Genomic DNA, 20047 nt, shown 5'->3' with positions numbered 1-20047 from the left:
CTCACCGAGGTATTATCTAAAATTCCGATAATGCAGCAATGAAAAAAAGAAATATCAATTTTGTATCAAGCTGCCATCATAGGTTCAGACCAGTGGAGGGGTATGATCATGAAAGAGACCGTCGATCTAAATTGTGACATGGGCGAAGGGTTTGGCCAGTGGGTGCTGGGCGATGCGCCGGACGAAGAAATCATGCAGATCATCAGTTCCGCCAATATCGCCGCAGGCTTTCATGCAGGCGATCCCAACTCGATGGACCGTGTCGTCAAACTGGCCCAAGCCCATGGCGTTGGGCTGGGGGCCCATCCTGGTTATGCGGATCTTCAGGGCTTCGGGCGGCGCTATATCAAGACCGATGCGGCAGAGTTGATCAATGACATCGTCTACCAGATCGGTGCGATCCGCGAATTTGGCCGCCGCCATAGCACGCCCTTGCAGCACGTAAAGCTCCACGGTGCGCTTTATATGGAAGCCGCCGTGAACGAAGAATTATCCCAGATGCTAGTCGATACGCTACAGACCACCAGCCCCGATGCCCTGTTGTTCTGCATGAGCGTGTCCAAGACCTATGCCGCCGCCAAACGGGCGGGCCACCCTGTCATCCGCGAGTTCTATGCAGACCGCGACTACGGCAATTCCGGCTCTATCGTCTTTACCCGGCAGGTTGCGCGGCCCGATCCACAACAGATTGCCGAGAAATGCGTCAAGGCGTGCAAGACCGGTATGGTAACCACTGTCGAAGGCGATGAGATTGAAATCCCCTTCGACTCGATCTGTTTTCATTCCGACACCCCCGGCGCGTTGGCCATGGGCCAAGCCATCCGTGCGGGCCTGCAAGACGCAGGCATCCGCATCGCCAGCGCCGCTGAAGTCGCGAAAGCCCTTTAAGTACATCACTCAAGCAGGAGACCAACATGACACAGGTTCTTTCCCCCGTTCCCGGCACATTCTACACTCAATCCGCACCGGGCGAGCCGCTTTACAAGCAACCCGGTGATGCGGTTGCGGCAGGCGATACCGTCGGCCTGATCGAAGTTATGAAGACCTTTATTGACGTGAAGGCTGAGACCGCGGGGACCTTTAAAAGCTACCTTGCCGAAGACGGCGCGGCAATTGGCGCGGGCGCACCGCTGGCAGAAATCGAGGACTGATAGATGGCTATCAAACGCTTGCTGATTGCCAACCGAGGCGAAATCGCCGTGCGGATCATCCGCGCCGCCAAGTCGATGGGCATTCACACCATTCAGGCCCATTCCGAAGCCGATGCCGATATGCTCGCCGTCCGGCAAGCGGATGAGGCCGTCTGCATCGGCCCCGCGCAGGCCGTGCTGTCCTATCTGAACGTAGAGGCCGTGGTCGCGGCGGCCAAAGAAACCAAGGCTGATGCGGTGCATCCCGGCTATGGTTTCATGGCCGAAAACGCGGGTTTTGTCCGCGCACTTGAGGAGGCAGGCATTACGTTTGTCGGCCCTTCGGCGGACACGATTGATCGCATGGGCGACAAGGTGGCGGCAAGGCAGGCTGCCGAAGCAGCAGGCGTGCCTGTCGTGCCCGGCTCGAAAGGACGGTTAGAGACGGTGGATGACGCCGTGTCGGTTGCTGCCGATCTGGGGTATCCGGTGATGATCAAGGCCGCCGCCGGGGGCGGTGGCAAGGGCATCCGCATCGCAGATACCGAAGCCGATCTGCGCAAGATGGCCCCGCAGGCGCAGGCCGAAGCGAAAGCGGCCTTTGGCGATGGTGGGCTCTACCTTGAGCGGGCGATCCAGTTACCGCGCCATATCGAAGTGCAGATCATGGGCGACGGCACCGACGCAGTTCATTACTTTGAGCGCGAATGCTCAATGCAGCGCCGCCGCCAGAAGGTCTGGGAGGAAGCCGGGGCCGCTTGTCTGGACGAGGCCACCCGCCAGCACCTATGCGATACCGCCGTGTCATTGGCGAAGGCCGTCGGCTACGTTGGTGCGGGGACATTGGAGTATCTTTACGATAGCACGACCAAGGAATTCTTCTTTATCGAGATGAACACCCGCATTCAGGTGGAACATCCGGTGACGGAAATGCTGACGGGCACGGATCTGGTGCAAGAGATGATCCATGTCGCTGGTGGCGGGAAACTGCGGCAGTCCCAAGAGGACATCACCCGCAGCGGTCACGCGATTGAAGTGCGGCTTAATGCCGAAGATCCGATGATGCAGTTCCTCCCCTTCCCCGGTCAGGTCAGCAGCCTGAAGCTGCCCGAAGGCGACGGCATCCGCTTTGATCACTTCCTCTACGAAGACTATCAGGTGCCGCCGTTTTACGACTCTCTTTTGGGCAAGCTAATCGTCCATGCCGAAGATCGTGACGCCGCCATTGCCCTGATGATCACTGCGCTTGAGGGGCTGGAGATTGGCGGGCTGAAAACCACCAAACCGCTGCACCTTGCTTTGGCGCATGACCCTGCGGTGCGGGCGGACGATTTCCATACGCAATGGCTCGAGCCTTGGCTGGCGGCGGGCAATCTCAAACCAACCCCCTAACCACAGGAGGCAAACGTGAAAACACGCTATACCTACGGCGGCGACGAACATATCTACGTCGAGATGGACGATGAAATGTCGCTCGACGCGTTCTTTAAGTCCCTCTCGATGAGCAATGCCGTGCGCGAGGCCAAGATCGAGGGCGTCACTGAAATCTGCCCGGCGAACGCCTCCTTTCAGGTCCGCTTTGACCCTGATGTGATCGCGCCCGAAGCGATGCTGAAAAAGGTGCAGGAACTTGAGCATAAGGCCGAGGATGCCGAAAAGCGGCTGAAGACGCGGATAATCGAAATCCCGGTCTTTTACCAAGATCCATGGACCCATGAGACCCTGATGCGGTTCCGCGAGCGCCATCAAGACCCGTCGGGCAACGATCTTGACTATGCCGCGCGGATCAACGGGTTTGACGGTGCCGAAGGCTTTATCGAGGCGCACCATTCGCAACCGTGGTTCGTGTCGATGGTGGGTTTCGTTGCGGGGCTGCCGTTCCTCTATCAACTGGTGGAGCGTGACAAACAGTTGCAGGTGCCCAAATACCTGCGCCCGCGCACAGACACGCCCAAGCAGACCGTGGGCTATGGGGGCTGTTTCTCTTGCGTCTATTCGGTGCGGGGGGCTGGCGGCTACCAGATGTTTGGCATCACGCCGATGCCGATCTTCGATCCGGAGCAGAAGCAAAGCTATCTGCGTGAATTTATGGTGTTCTTCAAACCGGGCGACATCGTGAAATGGAAGCCGATCGACCGAGAGGAATATGACCGCATTCTCGCCGAGGTGGAGGCCGACACCTATGTGCCGCGCATAGCTGAGGTCGATTTCGATCTGGAAGCCTTTAACGCGGATATGCCCGGCACCAACGCCAAACTGATGGAGGCGCTCAATGTCGCTTAAAGTCATTCAACCGGGCCTCTCAACCTCAATTCAGGATTTGGGCCGTCCGGGCTATTTCCACCTTGGCATTCCGATTGGTGGCGCGATGGACCGTTTCGCGCTGCGCGTGGCCAACATGCTGGTCGGCAACCCCGAAGGGGCCGCGGGGCTCGAAGTGGTGTTCATGGGGCCAGAGATCGTCTTTGAAAAGGACGCGCTTGTCGCGGTGACTGGCGCGGACCTGCCTGCAAAGGTGGACGGCACGCCGCAGGACGGCTGGACCGCCTTTGAGGTGAAAGCGGGGCAAACGCTCAAGTTCGATTTCCTCAAATCCGGGGCGCGCGCCTATATCGCAATCAGCGGCGGGATCGACACGCCCCCTGCCCTTGGCAGCCGGTCGACCTATCCGATTGGTGCGCTCGGCGGCATCGAGGGCCGCAATGTGCAGGCGGGCGATGTGATCCCGCTGGGCGAAGTGGAGATGATTGAGCCGGGTCTAAATGTGCCTGCTGATTTGCGCCGCCTGCCCGGAAACCCTGCTGAACTGCGGGTGCTGCCGGGCCTTTATTGGCACCGCCTGACCTCTGCGGCGCAGGAGGGCTTTTTCGAGGACGACTGGAGCGTCGCACTTGAGGCAGACCGGATGGGATACCGCTTTAAAGGGGGCAAGCCGCTTGAGTTTGTCGACCGCGAACAGCCTTTCGGCGCCGGGGCCGATCCGTCTAACATCGTCGATGGCTGCTATTCCTACGGCTCCATTCAGGTGCCGGGCGGGTTGGAACCAATCGTGTTGCACCGCGATGCGGTTTCGGGAGGCGGCTATTTCACCCTCGGGGCGATCATCTCGGCCGACATGGACCTGATCGGACAGTTGCAGCCCCATACGCCGGTCAAGTTCTGCAAGGTTGACATGGATGAGGCGCTCAAGGCGCGCAGCGACCGCAAAAAGATGCTGGCAGCCGTGCGTGCCCACCTCGGCTAACCCGATGTAAAACCACGGCCCCGGCGCCCTGTTTGTTTCAGGCCGCCGGGGCTGCACGTTGATATGCTCTCTTGAATGCAAATAGCGTTTAAGTTCTGATGTTGCAGGCAAACATCCATGTCGGGGCGGTATTTCCCCTGTTGAACGGGAGAGCAGAGCCCAGAATGTCCGCCGATCCAGCCCAGATGACCAGAATTGCCTCCCCGCCGCATCAAAAGCGGCGTTTGCTGCGGGTGCGCGGTACCGATGTGACTTTGCTGGAGGAAGTGCGCAAGATGGCCGTGGCGGACCTCGGCGTTGATATCCAGCACGAGTCTCTCGACTTTCTGACCTGTCAGCACCGTGCTGCGGTCGACCCGCTCGGCTACGACATTTACGAGCAGTGTTTTCACAACCTCGATATCGTCTGGTACTGGGGCGCGTTGCAGCCGATCCAGACTGATCGGATCAAGCAGTGGGACGACATCGGCGACCTCGCCAAGGCCGGTGGCATCAGCAAATACACCTGGCAGGGTCACGGCGATGCGCCGATGCGCAAGCTCTATGTCCAGCCCGACGGCACCCTTGGCCAACAGCCCATGCCGACCATCAGCATGCTGCCAACCGCGCATAATGTGGACAGTTTCGGATTTGACCGCCGCCTTTTCGGGGACGAAGGCCCGGAAGGGTCAAGTTGGGCATGGCTTCTTGACCGACGTGCCCGCGGGCGGATCGCGCTGGTTGATGAGCCAGCAATCGGCATCTTTGACGCGGCCCTTGCCGCAGAGGCCAACGGTGATCTTACGTTCCAAGACATCGGGAACATGACCGTGGACGAGATCGACAGCCTGATGGCCCTGCTCGAAACCCTGCGACAGCAGGGCTTTTTCGTCGGCAGTTGGCTGTCGCCCGACGATGCCGAAGCGTTTATTCACTCAGACCGCGTCTCGGTTCAGAGCATGTGGTCGCCTTCCTATGGCAACTTGGGCGAGATGGCTGGTATTTTCCGCGAAAGCGTCCCGCGCGAAGGCTACCGGGCATGGCATGGGGGTGCCTCACTCGCGCGGCACCTTGAGGGCGCGAAACTGGACATGGCCTATGATTATTTGAACTGGTGGCTGACGGGCCCTGCGGGCGCGTTGATGGCGCGGCAGGGGCATTACATGACCAACTCTAAAGGGGTCCGAGAATATCTTAGCCCTGAGGAATGGGGTTATTGGTACGACGGCGATCCCGCGCGCTGTGACCTAAAGGGCCCCGACGGTAGAATCGTCGTGAGCACTGGCCAGCGTCGCCCCGGCGGCGCCTACCGCGAGAGGGTCAGCCGGATTGCGCTTTGGAACACCGTCATGGACGAATACAACTACGCCGCCCGCGCGTGGAAGCGCTTTATCAGGTCTTTGGGAAGCCCCGCCTCATGAACGCGAAATCCACAGCGCCCGGGCAAGAGCCGCTTTATGAGACCATCAGCAGCGTTCTGCGCCACAACATCCGCTCGGGACGCTTGCCTGACGGCTTCGTCCTAATCGAAGGGCCGATTGCCAAGCTGATGCAAACCAGCCGCGCTCCTGTGCAGGCCTCGTTACGGATGCTCAACGCCGAAGGGCTGATCCACAGGTTTCGCGGGCGCGGTTATTTGGTTGGCGACGGAACGACCAGCCCTACCCCGATCCGAAAACCCCTTCAGGAGTTTGGTTTTGAGATCCCCAACGTCTTGCGCTCGACCCTTGCGGTGCGCGGGACGTGGCAACTGGTCTATGACAAGGTCGAGGCCGAAATCGCCGCCTGTCAGATTTTCGGCGAGTTTCGGGTGATTGAAACCGAACTGGCCAATCATCTCGGCGTCAGCCGTACCGTGGCCCGCGATGTGCTGAGCCGGCTCAATGAACGCGGGCTGATCCGCAAAGGCGCCAGCTCCCACTGGCTTGCCGGGCCGTTGACAGCGCGCACCCTGCGCGAAAAGTTTGAGTTGCGCAGCATCATGGAGCCCGCCGCGCTGATACAGGCCGCCGACCACATCGACCACGCGCAGATCATGCAGCTCATTGAACAAATTGATAGCGGCAAGGCAAAGGATTCGGCAGAACTTGAAGACGCGCTGATGCGGCTCTGCCTTGGGCGCGCGCCCAACAGTGCGCTGGTAGAGATCATCAGCAACAACCGCCTGCTGCTCTCGGCGATGGACAAGGCGCTGAGCGATCTTGGACTGCCGGTTGATCCGGTCGCATTGGACCAGTACCGCACATTGTTCGAGCTCATCGGATCACGCCAGACCACGGCCGCGACGGCGTACCTGAAAGAGCATCTGCGCATTTTGTCGTTCAAGAGTCTCGCCCGGCTCAAAATCGTGGCGTTGATCCCGGAAAGCGACTCATTGCCGCCCTATCTAACATCGGTCTGAAAAATGCATTGCGGACCCAAAATTCATTTTTATTTTGTAATATTTCCTAAGATTCACTCATAATATCTACTGTAGGTAGCATTTAGGGCGTAATTTTCTGAAAAGATGGCTCTTGCAATGCAGACCAATTAGCCATTTCATACTTTATACATTTTGCGACGTGGCGCCGGGAGAGCGACCTTTTGCAGTCCGCATCTGAGTATGGGGATCGCCTTCGCGAAACAGAGAGGGCTCTATGACGCAAAGTGAACCTATATTCCGACTAGAAGGTGTGACGCGCAGATACGACGATCTGACCGCACTCGACGGCATTGATTTCGTCGCCGAAGACAATAGCTATATAGCGCTGCTTGGGCCTTCGGGGTCGGGCAAAACATGCCTTTTGCGCGTGATCGCCGGATTTGAGAAACCGGACGAGGGGCGCATCTGGTTTCAGGGGCGCGACATCACCGACCTGCCCGCCCATGAGCGCGGCATCGGTTTTGTGTTCCAGAACTTCGCCCTCTTCCCGCATCTGACCATCTTTGAGAACGTCGCCTTTGGACTGCGCAATGGCGCCGTCAAAGTGGCCGAGAAAGACATCACCGAACGGGTGACGAGCGCGATCGAAATGGTGGGTCTCACCGGATTGGAAGACCGCAGCCCAGATCAGATTTCCGGCGGCCAGAAACAACGAGTCGCCTTGGCCCGGTCGCTCGTATTGCAGCCCAGGCTGGTGCTTTTGGATGAACCCCTCGGCGCGCTGGACGCCAACCTGCGCAATAGAATGCAGATCGAACTTCGCGCCATTCGCGAACGGCTCGACGTGACCTTTCTGCATGTGACGGGCAGCGAGACCGAAGCGCTGGCGATGGGCGATCATGTCGCGGTGCTGGATCAAGGCCAGATCGTGCAATACGGCACCCCCGATGCGATCTACGACAGCCCAGCCATTTCGGATGTGGCGCTGTTTCTCAACAGGTTCAACCTTTTCGACGGCAGATTGAGTGGCGGCACCTTTGAAGGTCCTTTCGGCTCTATCCCGGTGGCTGACGCGCGCCCGAACAACAGCGATGTCTACGCAATCCGGTATGACCGCACGCGGATATTCGACAAGGACGCAGTGGATTTGCCCGGCCCGGCTTTGCCCGTTCGCTACCTCGCCAGTGAATACCTTGGGTCGTCGATCGTCTTTTTGTTCGAAACCGAAGACCACAAAACCGTCGAAGTCGACCACCACCTCAGCCTTGGTGAACCACGCGACCTGACCGTCGGAGAAAACTACACCCTGTCATGGGACCCCGCACAGGCGATTGTATTCGGAAAGGAAACCGCAAGATGAGCGCTGCAACCTCAAACCGGGACAAGTCAAACACCTTCCGTCTGCTTGCGCCCGGCGTTGTTTGGATGATCCTGTTCCTTGTCGCCCCCATCATGATGATACTTTACGTATCGTTCTGGACGCAGACCACATTCGCCATCAACTCCACATTGACCCTCGACAGCTGGAGAAACTTCTTTGGCTCAGAGGCCTATGTCGGCGCCTTGTGGACAACGATCCGCCTGTGGCTGATTGTCCTCTCGCTGACTTTGCTAATCGGCTATCCTGCGGCGCTTTTTGTGGGGCTGCTGGTCAAGAGCAAGACACTCTCGACAATCCTGCTGGTCCTATGTGTCATCCCCTTTTGGACATCCTTTCTAATCCGCGTGCTGGCTTGGCGGCCAATGCTGGGCAAGGAGGGCGCGATCAACATCATTTTGCAAAAAATCGGCCTGATCGACAGCCCTATCGAAGTGCTGCTGTTTTCGGAACTGTCGGTCATCATCGGCATGACCCAGATTTACGTGGTCTTCATGGTAGGCCCTATCGCCTTCATGCTGGGCCGCATTGACCGCAACATTATCGAGGCGGCGCGTGACCTTGGCGCTGGTTTTGGGCGCATCTTTTGGAAGATCATTTTGCCGCTCAGCCTGCCCGGTGTCGTAGTCGGTGCGATCTTTGTCAGCGTCATGGTGCTGGGGGAGTTCGCCACTTCGGGCGCCCTGTCGGGCCGGAAAGTGAACCTGCTGGGCAATATCATCGTGACGCAGGTTGGCTCACTGAAATGGGCGATGGCTTCGGTCGTGGGGGTGATCCTGACGATCCTGCTGGGCATCGTGGTTGCAGGCTTCCTGCGCATTGTTGACCTGAAGCGGGAGATCTAAAAGATGGAATCCAAGGTCCTTAAACCGATCCTCGCCGTCTATGTCGGCCTTTTCATCCTGTTCCTTTATGGTCCGTTCATCGTGCTGGGCATCCTGTCCTTCCAGCAAGGCCCCGAAGGCGGCCCCCAGTTCCCGATCATCTCTTGGTCAACCTACTGGTATCAACACCTCTTTGGTCTGACGCCCCCGTCCCGAATTGCGCCCTTGCCTGTTGGCGAAGCGCTGATCCGGTCGCTGGTCCTCGCCTTTATGACGATGGTCACCGCGACGGTGCTGGGTGTCATGGCGGCACAGGCGTTCCGCAAACGGTTCCGCGGTGCGGGCGTAGTCTTCTACTTGATCGTGCTGGGCATGATGGTGCCGGGTGTTCTGACCGGGCTGGGCACTTCGCTCTTGGCCAACAACGTGATCGGGATTGAGCGGCATTGGTGGAGCACAGCGTTTCTGGCGCATGTTGTCTATACCTTCCCCTTTGCCTTCTTGGTGATGCTGGCGATCCTCAACCGCTTTGACGGTTCGGTCGAGGAAGCCTCTTGGTCGCTCGGCGTGTCCCCGATGACGACCTTTCGCAAGGTGACATTCCCGCTGATCTTCCCCGGCGTGCTGTCCGCGATGCTCTTTGCCTTCACGCTCAGCTTCGACGAATTCCCGCGCACTCTCTTTGCCTCGGGGCGGGACCAGACCTTGCCACTGGCGATCTACGGCACCTTCTCGGTCGAGATTCACCCGAACATCTTTGCCTTCGGCGTTATGACCACCCTGTTCTCTTTCGCGCTGCTGTCGGTCTACGGCATCCTGATGGCGCTGAGCGTGCGGCGCGCCAAGAAGATGGCCATGCAGGAAGACATCGCATGAGCACCGTCATCATCACAGGCGCAGGCTCGGGGATCGGGCTGGCTGTCGCCACAAAGCTTGCGGCATTGGAGTATAATGTCGTCGTCAACGATTACGACGCCGATGCCGCAGAGCGCGCGGCGGAAGAGGTCGGCGGCGTTGCGGTACAGGGTGATGTGTCGAACGAGGCAGATGTAGTACGCATGGTTGCCCAGTGTACCAAAGCGTTCGGCGCACCGACGCACCTAGTCAATAACGCGGGCCATGTCCACCAATCACGTTTTGTCGATCTGGCGCCAGAAGACTTTGACCGCATGATCGCGGTCCACCTGCGCGGGACCTATCTCTGTACTCGTGCGGTCCTGCCACAGATGCTCGCCAACAAAGACGGCTGCGTGGTCAACATGGCGTCGCAGCTAGGACAGATCGGCGGCATCGAACTGGTGCATTACTCGGCGGCAAAGGCGGGGATCATCGGCATGACCAAGGCGCTGGCCCGCGAGGTTTCAACCCAAGGGGTGCGCGTCAACGCAGTTGCGCCCGGGCCGATCAACACACCGCTGGTACGCGCCCTCTCGGACGACTGGCGTGCGGCCAAGGCCGCCGATCTTCCGCTGGGCCATTTTGGCGAGCCGGAGGATGTCGCCGAGACCGTCGCTTTCCTATGTTCAGATGCCGCACGGATTTACGTGGGCCAAACCCTGTCGCCAAACTCCGGAGACGTAATGCTATGACCTCAATCGCTTTAATCACGGGCGCCGGAATTGGCATCGGAAGGGCCACGGCCAAGGCCCTGGCCGCACGCGGCGACCATGTCGTCGTCACCGATGTGCTTGAGGATGAGGGCCGCACTGTCGTGCAGGAAATCCGCAAGGCTGGCGGTGAAGCTGAGTTTCAGCATCTCGATGTGACCGACACCAAGCGCGCCGACGCCGTGGTCAAGGACATCGAAACCCGCTTTGGCAAGATCGACACGATTGTCGCGAACGCAGGCATCGCGCACCGCGTCCCGCTGGAGCAGCTGACGGACGACAAATGGGATCAGACCTTCGACATTGATCTTAAAGGCATGCTGCGCGTGATCCGCCCTGCCGCTGCCGGGATGAAGGTGCGCGGCAGCGGCGCGATTGTCTGCCTGTCGTCGATCATGGGCGTTGCCTATGGCTGGGACGAACATGTCCACTATTCCGCCGCGAAATCAGGCGTTGTGGGGCTTGTTCGGGGCTTGGCGGTGGAACTGGGCGGCCATGGGGTGCGCGTGAACGGCGTGGCGCCGGGCTATGTCCGCACCGCGCAGCTTTTGTCGGAGAAACATTCACTTGGTCCCGAAGGCGCCAAAACAGTGGGCGAAATCGTCCCGCTGGGCCGTATCGGACAGCCTGATGACATCGCTGATGTTGTGGGTTTCCTCGCGTCGGATGCGGCGCGGTATCTGACAGGACAGGTCATTACAGTGGACGGTGGGCTGATGGTCGGGCGCTACTGAACACGCAAGGAAGGTTTGCCTTCCCAACCAAAACCAAAAGTAAACGACCGCAACAAGGAGTATAAAAGTGACACACTCAAATTTCTCTAGGCGCAACTTTCTAAAGACCACAGCAGGCAGCGCTGCGCTTGCTGCTGGTGGGATGCCGTTCCTTGGCGCTCAGCAGGCATTCGCTGCTGAACTAAGCAACCAAGAACTGCGGACTGTCGGCCTGTCGGTCACCGTCCAAGAACGCATCTTGAACGATTTCAAAGAGCAATCCGGTGTCGGGTCGGTCAGCGGCAAGGCTGACATTTTCCCCAACACCCAGACAGAGATCCTGTCCGGGTCGGATGCTTATGATTGCTGGGAAATCATCGGTGAACGTCTTGCTGCGATGGTCGCCACCGACAAGCTGGCGCCGATCCCTGCCGAGAACCTCAAGAACTGGGCTGGTATCCGCGACACCTTTACCAAATCGTCCGACCGTTGGGACCTCAACCGTCAGATCGTCGGCCAGATTTGGGAAGACGAGAGCCAGACGCGCCTGAATATGGTGCCGACGGTCTACAACTACGATTCCATCGGCTACCGTCCGGACCTCGTGGAAGCAGAGGAAGCCGCGAAGTGGTCCTCCCTGTTCGATCCCAAGTTCAAGGGCAAGACCGGTCTGAACGTTGACCCGCTGATCGCATTTGGTCAGGCGGTTCTGGCCATGAACGAGCTGGGCCTGTTGGAAGTGGCCAACCCGGGCAACCCGGACGCGGAAGCCATCGAAGAGGCGGCCAAGTTCCTGATCACCAAAAAGAAAGAGGGCCAGTTCCGCGCTCTTTGGGGTGATTTCGGCGAGTTGGTGAACCTGCTGGCATCTGGCGAAATGGTCATTGCCGACGCGTGGCAACCGGCCGTTATGGCTGTCAAGGCGCAGGGGGTCGAATGCTCCTATGCCACGATGGACAGCGGTTACCGTGGCTGGGCGATTGGGGTGGCCCCCCTCAAGACCTCCTCGAACCTCGAAGCAGTCGCGGCCTATGCCGATTACTGGCTGTCCGGCCCGCCCGCCATCGCGGTGTCCGAACAGGGCTACTACTCGCCCACGACCAACGTCAAAAATGTCATGGATCCCGACAAATACGCCTTCTGGTACGAGGGCAAGCCATGGGTTGGCGAGACCGAGCGCGGCATCAAAGAGGGCGATCTGCGCGACGGCGGTTCCCTCGAAGAACGCGCCGCGAATGTCGCCTACTGGCACCAGTGGCCGGATGAGTACGACCTGCTCATCCAAAAGTGGGACGAATTCCTCTCCGCTTAACGCACCAAGGGTTCAGCCGGGCAACCGGCTGGACCTCCCCCTTCCCTTTTCCCCCGAACAGGACGTTTTCCCTTGGCCTACGATCTACAGCTTACAAATGTCTACAAGACCTACGACAATGGAACTCCGGCCGTTATCGACTTCAATCTGGATGTCGAAAAAGGGGAATTCATCGCATTCCTTGGCCCGTCGGGATGTGGCAAATCCACGACCCTACGTATGATCTCGGGGTTTGAGACAGTGACCTCTGGCGATCTGATGATCCGCGGCAAACGCGTGAACGATCAGCTCCCCGAAAAGCGCCCCACCTCGATGATCTTTCAAAACTACGCGCTCTTTCCGCATATGAATGTGCGCCAGAACGTGCTTTTTGGCCTTGAAGTCAAGAAGATGCCGCGCGATGAGGCGAACCGCAAAGTTGACGAGATACTCGAAAAACTCGGCCTGAGCAGCATCGCTGATATGCCGACATCTCGCCTGTCTGGTGGCCAGCGTCAGCGGATCGCACTGGCCCGCTCGCTTGTGGTTGAGCCTGACATTCTGCTGCTGGATGAGCCGCTCGGCGCGCTTGATGCGAACCTGCGCAAGAGCATCCAGAACGAGTTGAAGCTGCTCCAGCGCGACCTTGGCATTACCTTTGTATTTGTGACCCACGCCCAGTCCGAAGCGCTTGCTCTGTCTGATCGGATCGTGGTGATGAACGCGGGCCGCGTGGAGCAGGTCAGCCCCCCACGAGAGCTTTACACCCGTCCCAGCAGCCAGTTCGTCGCCCGCTTCATCGGCTCCAATGCCATCCTGCCTGGCACCGTCCGGGAAGAGCAAAATGGCACCGTGATGCTCGACACCGCATTTGGCACCTTTGGCGGCGCGAACCGCGCAGGGATCGACGCACATAAAGGGCGCGAGATGAGCATCATCCTTCCCGCCGAAGCGGTGGATCTTGTGCCCGCCGATGTGCCCCAAGATGAGATACGCGCCAACTTTGGCTCCAACGCGATCCCCTGCACCATCGATAGCCTCCAGATCGTGGGTCACATCATGCATATGATCGTGCGTTTTGCCGATGGCAAACTGATCAATGTCGAAGGTCATGTCGACAAGTATCGCAACAGGCTACAGGCTGGGGGAAGCGCGTTCATCGCGTGGAAATCCGCCAACGCCACCGTCATCGATCACTAAGGGGGCTTGCATGGCGCATCTGTCGGCAAACGAAATCTCTCAAGGGCTGCGCTCGGGCAAGTTTGACGCGGTGACCGTGACCGAGCAAGTGTTTGAGCGCCTCTCAGCGCATGGCGACGATGCGATCTATATCGACACCCTGCGCGACCGGGCGATGGTCGAAGCGCAGGCTGCGCGCTTGCGCTACCGTGCGGGCCTGCCCGCCAGTCCGCTTGACGGGGTGCCGGTGGCTTGGAAAGACTTGTTTGACCTCAAGGGCCGCGTGACCACCGCCGGGGCCGTGGTGACCAAGACCGATCCCCCAGCACAAGCAGACGCGCCGGTCATCGCGGCGGCGCATCGTGCTGGCATCATCAGCACCGGCACGGTGAATATGACAGAGTTCGCCTATTCCGGCATCGGCCTCAACCCGCATTACGGCACCCCGCGCAACGTCCACGCCCCTGCCGGGCAGACCCGAAGCCCCGGCGGGTCGTCTTCGGCCTCGGGCGTGGTGGTCTCGGCGGGGATCGTGCCTATCTCGATGGGCTCAGACACTGGCGGGTCGGTGCGCATACCGGCATCTTTTAACGGCGTGGTTGGGTACAAGACATCGACGGGGCGCCACCCTATGGCGGGGGTCTATCCGCTGGCAAAATCGCTCGACACGATCGGACCGCTGGCCAACACGGTGGCCGACTGCGCGCTTTTCGATGCGGTCCTGCGCGGCAAAGACGCGCAAGAGGCGCAGGCGGCAGACCCCGGCACGCTGAACTTCGTCATTCCCGAAAACATCCTGCTCGATGACCTCGCCCCCGCAGTCGCCGCAAACTTCGACGCCACCGTGTCGCGGCTTGAGGCGGCAGGCGCGCGCGTGCGCCGCATATCCTTGCCCGAACTTTCCGAGTTGAACGACTTGATCGCCCAGCACGGTGTTCTGGCCGGGGCCGAGGCGCTGGTGCTGCATCACGACCGGATTTACGGGGCTGAAGCCCAACAGATGGACGCCCGTGTGGTGCGGCGTATTAAGCTGGCCGAGAGCATGAGCGCCGTTGACCTGCTTACGCTTCAACAGGCCCGTGCCCGCACCATGGCCTCGACCGCCGAAACCATCGGGAAGGCCATCGTGCTGTGCCCCACCACGCCCGAAACCGCGATGGAGACCGCCCCCCTTGAAGCGGATCAAGACGCCTTTTTCCGCGCCAACGTCCTGACGCTGCGCAACACATCTCTGGGGAATTTTCTCGATTGGTGTGGCGTTTCCATTCCCAACGGCACCGATGGGGACGGCATGCCCACCGGCTTCCTGCTCTCGGCGCCTTCGGGAGAGGATGCCGCCCTGCTGGCCGCAGCTTTGGGATGTGAGGAGATCATCCGCGGCTAAGGCCGCCGTGACAACGACTGAAAAATCAGAGGAGACTGAGACATGAGTAAGAAAATCTATTGTGCCTTTGGCACCGACATCGACTCCGTCGCGGGCCAGATCGGGTCCTATGGCGGCGGCGACAGCCCCAATGACATCCAGCGCGGCATTTTTGCGACCGAAGTCGGCGTGCCCCGCTTGCTGCGTCTCTTCAAGAAGTACGAGATGCGGACATCGTTCTTCATCCCCGGCCACTCGCTCGAGACTTTCCCCAAGGAAATGGACATGATTGTCGAAGCCGGTCACGAGATCGGCGCGCATGGCTATCTGCACGAGAACCCCGTCGCGATGACGCCGTCGCAAGAAGAAGACGTTCTGGTCAAATCCATCGAGCTTATCAAAGGGCTCACCGGCGAAGCACCCAAAGGCTATGTCGCCCCGTGGTGGGAAATGTCCAATGTGACGGCAGCGTTGCTGGGCAAATATGGGTTCTCCTACGACCACAGCCAGAGCTACCGTGACTTCCAGCCCTTCTATGCTCGCGTCGGCGACGAGTGGAATGTCATTGATTACTCAAAGACCGCTGGCGAGTGGATGCATCCGCTCAAGCACGGCAAGGAGATCGACCTCGTGGACATCGGTGCGAACTGGTATGTCGATGACCTGCCGCCGATGATGTTCATCAAGAACGCACCCAACAGCCACGGCTTTGTCAGCCCGCGCGATATTGAGCAGCTTTGGAAAGATCAATTCGACTGGGTCTACCGCGAGATGGAATACGGTGTGTTCCCGATCACCATCCACCCCGATGTCGCAGGCCGTCCGCAGGTCTTGCTGATGCTGGAGCGCCTGATCGAATATATCAACGGTCACTCTGGCGTCGAATGGGTGGACTTCAACACCATCGCGGACGACTTCCGCAAACGGTTCCCCTTCGACAGCGACAAACGCCCCGAAGTGATCTAAGCCACCAACGGGCAGCGCGATCTGCGCTGCCCTACGCCTACGCAATGAGGTCTTGAGATGTGCAACGCCTGTGGTTTTCCAACGCGCCCCGGCCATTGGACCGATGCCGGCGCGGATAACGCGGGCGACCGTCTGCGGCTGCAAATGCGGCGTACGCAGATTCTGAACCGCTTGCTCAGCAGCTATGGGTTCACCGCCCGACCGCCCGGTCATGGGCCAGGTTTCGCGCTGTCGTCCTTCACAGGCCGAACCGCCCTACTGCCTGACCTAGAAGCCGTCTGGGAAGACGCCGCGCGACAGATCGGTGCCCCGATTGACCCGCTCGCCCCCCGCTTTACCGCAGAAGCCCCTGCCGCCCTATGACAGCGAACAGCGACGATAGCCGCCTGCGCCTGACGATCCTTGGGGGCTATCTGGGATCGGGCAAAACGACATGGCTGCGCCATCAGCTGTTCGCGGGCACCTTTCCCGGTGCGCATATTCTTGTGAACGAGGCGGCCCTTACACCGGTTGATGATACCCTGCTCGCCGCGCAGGCCGCCAGCATGACCATGCTCGCAGGGGGATGCGCCTGTTGCGTGGGCCAAGCAGATCTAATTGCCGCCCTGCGCGCGCTTTGCGACACCCGAAGTCGCCAAAGCGCCGACATGCGCGGCACCAATCAGATCGTGCTGGAAACCAGCGGCCTTGCCGATCCGGCTGCCATTCTTGCGGCGTTTCAGGATGACGGGGTTTTGGTGCATCATATCCGCGTGGCCGAGATCGTCGTGCTGGTCGATGCGCTGCATGCAGTGCAACAGCTCCAGAGCGAGCACCTAAGCCGCTCTCAGATTGAGGCCGCCGACCGCATTATCTTGACCAAAGTTGATGCCGTCACCGACCCTACGCTGGCGGCCGTTATGGCGACCGTGAAACAGCTTAACCCCGCAGCCCAGATCGACGCCGCTGCAAAGGGTCTGCCTCACGCTCTGTCGAACCTGCCGGATGCCACAGCCTATTCGCTGCCGTTGCTGTCAAACGGCACCGACCCCATCCTCCCCACTAAGATCGACATTCCCGAAGACGTGGACTGGGCCACCTTCTCGGTCTGGCTCTCGGCCCTCCTCTATGCGCGTGGGGATGACTTGGTGCGCGTCAAAGGTGTGTTTGAAACGCCAGCCGGACCGCTTTTGCTACAGGCCGTCCGAAAATCCGTCCAGCCACCCGAACTGCTGCCCGCAGCCGAGCAAGACCGCCGCAATCAGATCGTTTTTATCGGGCGCGGGTACGAAAGCGAAGACCTGCGCCGCTCGCTGGCCTATTTCACCCGCAACTGAATAAGGCCGTGGCTACGAGCACTCGCAAAGGGTGCTGCTAGCTTTACAGACATCAAGCTACGGGGCTTTCGGGCCTGAAGCTGACCGCAAGAATATCCAGGAAATAGATTGGGCTCAAAGCGTTTCAGCTATACAATCAGCATGTGGCTCTGCTCCCTCTCGGGGACCAACGGGGATCAGCCAAGCCTTGGTAATAGACGAATGGCGACAGGAGACGAGCACCATAGCTGCATATACTTCAAAAGCTAACGATCGCACTCATCGATAGTTTTGTTGTGAAATCGAACACATAGTTTTGCTCCCGTTTATTTTCCCTGCGTCAAAACTTGACCCTGAAGTGGTCGCTGGCCATATTGCTCTCATGGCATGGCTTATTGGCAACCTCTCGATACGCTGACACCTCCGCTTTTGCGGAGGCCGTTCAATGTGCGCCCTGCCCAACCCCAGTCTTTATTCGGCATTCGGCGCGTCCTCTCCTTCGACAAGGTGCTCCCCTATGCGTTCCACGATCAAGCTTGCGACAGCAAAGTCGCGCCTGAATACCCTCACATCCACCTATTCTGTCATCGAAGCCCTCACTTTCGTTTGGACCACATTGGCCACACTGGTTTCATCCCTGCTGGAACTGTTCCAATGACTGCGCGCGAGGTTAAGCAGTACGGTATCCATTGGCTCTTCGGGTGGTCGCGAGTTACCGCCTCGCCGGAGACACTGCGCGGCGAGCTTGCCCTGACACCGCAGATGATGCGTCTGGCATGGACGCATCGCCGTGAGGTGGAACTGCGCTGCTGGCATGAGGTCGCAACGCGGCTTGCGCTCATGTTCTACAATGGAGATCCCGTCAAATATGCTGAGTATCTCGACATTGTGACCCGGGAGTGGTCATTTGCACAGGCCGCCCGTGCATTGCATTCGGCGCGGGAGGCATCGAATAAATCGTCAAATCCTCATGTGAAATTCCGGGAAGCCGTGCGCCGCCACCGCAGCGCATTACACGAAACGCTTTTTACAAAGGACGAAGCCGCCTCCGGCTCCGAAACTACATCGGCCCCAAAGCTCGTACGAATCCACGATTTTACCGGCCCAGCACAGACTACGGCAACGCACGATAAGGCGCGCTCTCGGGCTGCGTTGCGAAAGGTGCTGGCTGAGCCAAAAAAAGATCGCCGGGCCTACGACGCGCCACGCTTGTGACGAGTTATTCGCAGACCTCTACGCAGAAAGCCCATGGCTCGCGCCGGCTCTGACTTACCTTTGGCGCGCGGCGATCGCGCGTGTTGAGCAGTCGGGCAGCTTCGGCCTTTCGCCAGTAGTGCTCACCGGACCACCGGGATGTGGTAAAACGCATCTGGCCGAACGCATTGGTAAGTTGTCAGGATGTGTCCCCCTACGCGTGGACATGACCGGTGCGACCAGTAGCTTTGCCATCGCCGGTGCCGATTATATGTGGAGCACTTCGGGCCCAGGCCGGCCCATCCAACATATCGCAGATCATGGGATCGCTAACCCTGTCGTTGTGCTCGACGAACTGGACAAGCGCGGCATCAGTACGAACGGCGGAGATGCGGCGGACGCTCTTTTGCCAATGCTCGAGCCGACAACATCGGAGGCCTATCAGTCGCCCTATTTGGAAGCCCCGGTAAACCTGAGCCACATCTCTTGGATCATTTGTGTAAACGATATTTCGCACCTCCCACAGCCGATGCTTGATAGATCCCGCGTGTTGACATGTGATATGCCGCAGGGCGCGCACCTAAGCGCCCTCGTCCGCCGGGTGCTGGGGGAAGAGGTCGATCCTCAGGTTGTCGAGTTGGCGACCAAAGCAGTTAAGCGCGGCCGCTCATTGCGATGGCTTCGGCGACTTTCCGTTCAGCTGCAGGCAGCCCTCAATGCACCAATGCTGATGTAATGTAGTTGGGGTTGTTCCCATGTTCCCGGTTCCCCGGGGGGATAGCCCTCAACTACGGTACAACATACCAATAACTCAAAAAGATTATGACAAACTGCGAATTGCGCGGTCTTTCTTATCGTTGGGAACTGGGAACGTGGGAACGCTGACTAGTAGAAACCACTCACAATATCAGTAGGTTAAATTGGTTATCCACATAAACCCGCATCAGATCCGGTATTTGGGTCTATGCGTTTTCGCAATCAACGCGAATATTAAAGGTACACCGACGCTGACGGAGCGACGGGGTAGCTGACGCCACATCAAAACTACCCCGACACCGTTTCATATCCGCAGGGTCTCATATTCAACTCACGCAGGCAAGAGTCTGCGAACAGAGGATGACCTGCCCCCCACTGGTCCCTCGTTCATGACGAGAGCCTGCGGGTTTGATTTTGATAGTCGTCGGTTTCGGGCTTGGCAAGCGCGCCGGGCGCGGAGCCCTCAAATTGCTCAAGCGTCCGGCGCGCTTCGGCCGGTGTTTTGTTCCCGAGCGATGAGTGCGGCCTGACGGTGTTGTAATCGTAACGCCAGAGCGCCAGCTTCCGGCGGGCGTCGTCCAGGGTGTCAAATATCTCCTCGTTCAGCAGTTCGTCGCGCATGCTGCCGTTGAATGACTCGATAAAGGCGTTCTGCTGCGGCTTCCCTGGGTCGATATAGTGCCACGGAATTGCGTTCTGATCGGCCCACCTCAGAATGGCCCGGCTCGTGAACTCCGTCCCCCTCGCCATTGTCTCTCGGACCAAT

The 20047-nt window shown here is 59.2% G+C and carries 21 protein-coding genes; 20 read left to right on the top strand and 1 reads right to left on the bottom strand.

From position 1 onward, the window contains the following. Positions 1–108: 108 nt before the first annotated feature. The 20 genes from FCK22_RS06510 to FCK22_RS06420 all read left to right on the top strand — a co-directional run bounded on the left by FCK22_RS06510 (position 109) and on the right by FCK22_RS06420 (position 19261). Positions 109–888, top strand: coding sequence for a 5-oxoprolinase subunit PxpA (locus FCK22_RS06510; RefSeq protein ID WP_197471029.1), 780 nt, complete (start codon positions 109–111; stop codon positions 886–888). A gap of 26 nt (positions 889–914) precedes the next feature. Then, the gene (locus FCK22_RS06505; RefSeq protein ID WP_067268328.1) at positions 915–1151 is read left to right on the top strand and encodes an acetyl-CoA carboxylase; all 237 of its coding nucleotides are present in this window, start codon (positions 915–917) and stop codon (positions 1149–1151) included. A gap of 3 nt (positions 1152–1154) precedes the next feature. Further along, positions 1155–2522, top strand: coding sequence for an acetyl-CoA carboxylase biotin carboxylase subunit (locus tag FCK22_RS06500; RefSeq protein ID WP_067268327.1), 1368 nt, complete (start codon positions 1155–1157; stop codon positions 2520–2522). Between the two features lie 15 nt (positions 2523–2537). Continuing rightward, positions 2538–3413, top strand: a complete 876-nt coding sequence (locus tag FCK22_RS06495; protein ID WP_067268326.1) for a carboxyltransferase domain-containing protein — start codon at positions 2538–2540, stop codon at positions 3411–3413. Then, the gene (locus FCK22_RS06490) at positions 3403–4374 is read left to right on the top strand and encodes a biotin-dependent carboxyltransferase family protein (RefSeq protein ID WP_067268325.1); all 972 of its coding nucleotides are present in this window, start codon (positions 3403–3405) and stop codon (positions 4372–4374) included. The genes FCK22_RS06495 and FCK22_RS06490 overlap by 11 nt, the downstream gene beginning before the upstream one ends. Before the next feature lie 164 nt (positions 4375–4538). Next, entirely contained in the window at positions 4539–5774 is a 1236-nt protein-coding gene (locus FCK22_RS06485; RefSeq protein ID WP_136720298.1) for an extracellular solute-binding protein, read from the top strand. Then, entirely contained in the window at positions 5771–6754 is a 984-nt protein-coding gene (locus FCK22_RS06480; protein WP_136720297.1) for a GntR family transcriptional regulator, read from the top strand. Before FCK22_RS06485 ends, FCK22_RS06480 begins: the two co-directional genes overlap by 4 nt. 271 nt (positions 6755–7025) lie before the next feature. Continuing rightward, a complete protein-coding gene (locus tag FCK22_RS06475) occupies positions 7026–8075 on the top strand; it encodes an ABC transporter ATP-binding protein (RefSeq protein WP_248646442.1) in 1050 nt (349 codons plus the stop codon). Further along, the gene (locus FCK22_RS06470) at positions 8072–8938 is read left to right on the top strand and encodes an ABC transporter permease (RefSeq protein ID WP_136720295.1); all 867 of its coding nucleotides are present in this window, start codon (positions 8072–8074) and stop codon (positions 8936–8938) included. The genes FCK22_RS06475 and FCK22_RS06470 overlap by 4 nt, the downstream gene beginning before the upstream one ends. 3 nt (positions 8939–8941) lie before the next feature. Then, positions 8942–9793 carry an ABC transporter permease gene (locus tag FCK22_RS06465; RefSeq protein WP_136720294.1) on the top strand — a complete coding sequence of 284 codons (852 nt, stop codon included), beginning with the start codon at positions 8942–8944 and terminating at the stop codon, positions 9791–9793. Beyond that, positions 9790–10506 (top strand): SDR family oxidoreductase, encoded by a 717-nt coding sequence (locus FCK22_RS06460; protein WP_136720293.1) that lies wholly within the window; start codon positions 9790–9792, stop codon positions 10504–10506. The genes FCK22_RS06465 and FCK22_RS06460 overlap by 4 nt, the downstream gene beginning before the upstream one ends. Further along, a complete protein-coding gene (locus FCK22_RS06455) occupies positions 10503–11258 on the top strand; it encodes an SDR family NAD(P)-dependent oxidoreductase (protein WP_136720292.1) in 756 nt (251 codons plus the stop codon). The genes FCK22_RS06460 and FCK22_RS06455 overlap by 4 nt, the downstream gene beginning before the upstream one ends. A 67-nt stretch (positions 11259–11325) precedes the next feature. Continuing rightward, entirely contained in the window at positions 11326–12549 is a 1224-nt protein-coding gene (locus tag FCK22_RS06450) for a twin-arginine translocation signal domain-containing protein (protein ID WP_136720291.1), read from the top strand. A 72-nt stretch (positions 12550–12621) separates the two neighbouring features. After that, complete coding sequence (locus FCK22_RS06445) at positions 12622–13728, top strand: ABC transporter ATP-binding protein (protein ID WP_067262531.1); 1107 nt, start codon at positions 12622–12624, stop codon at positions 13726–13728. A 10-nt stretch (positions 13729–13738) separates the two neighbouring features. Next, a complete protein-coding gene (locus FCK22_RS06440) occupies positions 13739–15091 on the top strand; it encodes an amidase (protein WP_067262533.1) in 1353 nt (450 codons plus the stop codon). A gap of 42 nt (positions 15092–15133) precedes the next feature. Continuing rightward, positions 15134–16036, top strand: a complete 903-nt coding sequence (locus FCK22_RS06435) for a polysaccharide deacetylase (protein ID WP_067262535.1) — start codon at positions 15134–15136, stop codon at positions 16034–16036. Between the two features lie 57 nt (positions 16037–16093). Next, positions 16094–16399 carry a hypothetical protein gene (locus FCK22_RS06430; protein ID WP_067262537.1) on the top strand — a complete coding sequence of 102 codons (306 nt, stop codon included), beginning with the start codon at positions 16094–16096 and terminating at the stop codon, positions 16397–16399. Then, positions 16396–17352: a GTP-binding protein gene (locus tag FCK22_RS06425; RefSeq protein ID WP_067262540.1), complete on the top strand. Its 957-nt coding sequence runs from the start codon at positions 16396–16398 to the stop codon at positions 17350–17352. The genes FCK22_RS06430 and FCK22_RS06425 overlap by 4 nt, the downstream gene beginning before the upstream one ends. A 633-nt stretch (positions 17353–17985) precedes the next feature. After that, positions 17986–18546, top strand: coding sequence for a hypothetical protein (locus tag FCK22_RS18860; RefSeq protein WP_211243560.1), 561 nt, complete (start codon positions 17986–17988; stop codon positions 18544–18546). Positions 18547–18664: 118 nt separating this feature from the next. After that, positions 18665–19261, top strand: a complete 597-nt coding sequence (locus FCK22_RS06420; RefSeq protein ID WP_169306064.1) for an AAA family ATPase — start codon at positions 18665–18667, stop codon at positions 19259–19261. Between the two features lie 407 nt (positions 19262–19668). On the opposite strand, the gene FCK22_RS06415 is transcribed toward FCK22_RS06420, so the two are convergent. Beyond that, positions 19669–20047 (bottom strand): integrase core domain-containing protein (locus FCK22_RS06415; protein WP_136720289.1); only part of this gene is annotated, 379 nt, incomplete at its 5' end.

The organism is Sulfitobacter sp. 15WGC (assembly GCF_005068605.1).
In the GTDB taxonomy this organism is placed as follows: domain Bacteria; phylum Pseudomonadota; class Alphaproteobacteria; order Rhodobacterales; family Rhodobacteraceae; genus Sulfitobacter; species Sulfitobacter faviae.
Note: the sequence above shows the minus strand (reverse complement) of the source record. Positions and strands in the feature narration are given on the sequence as shown.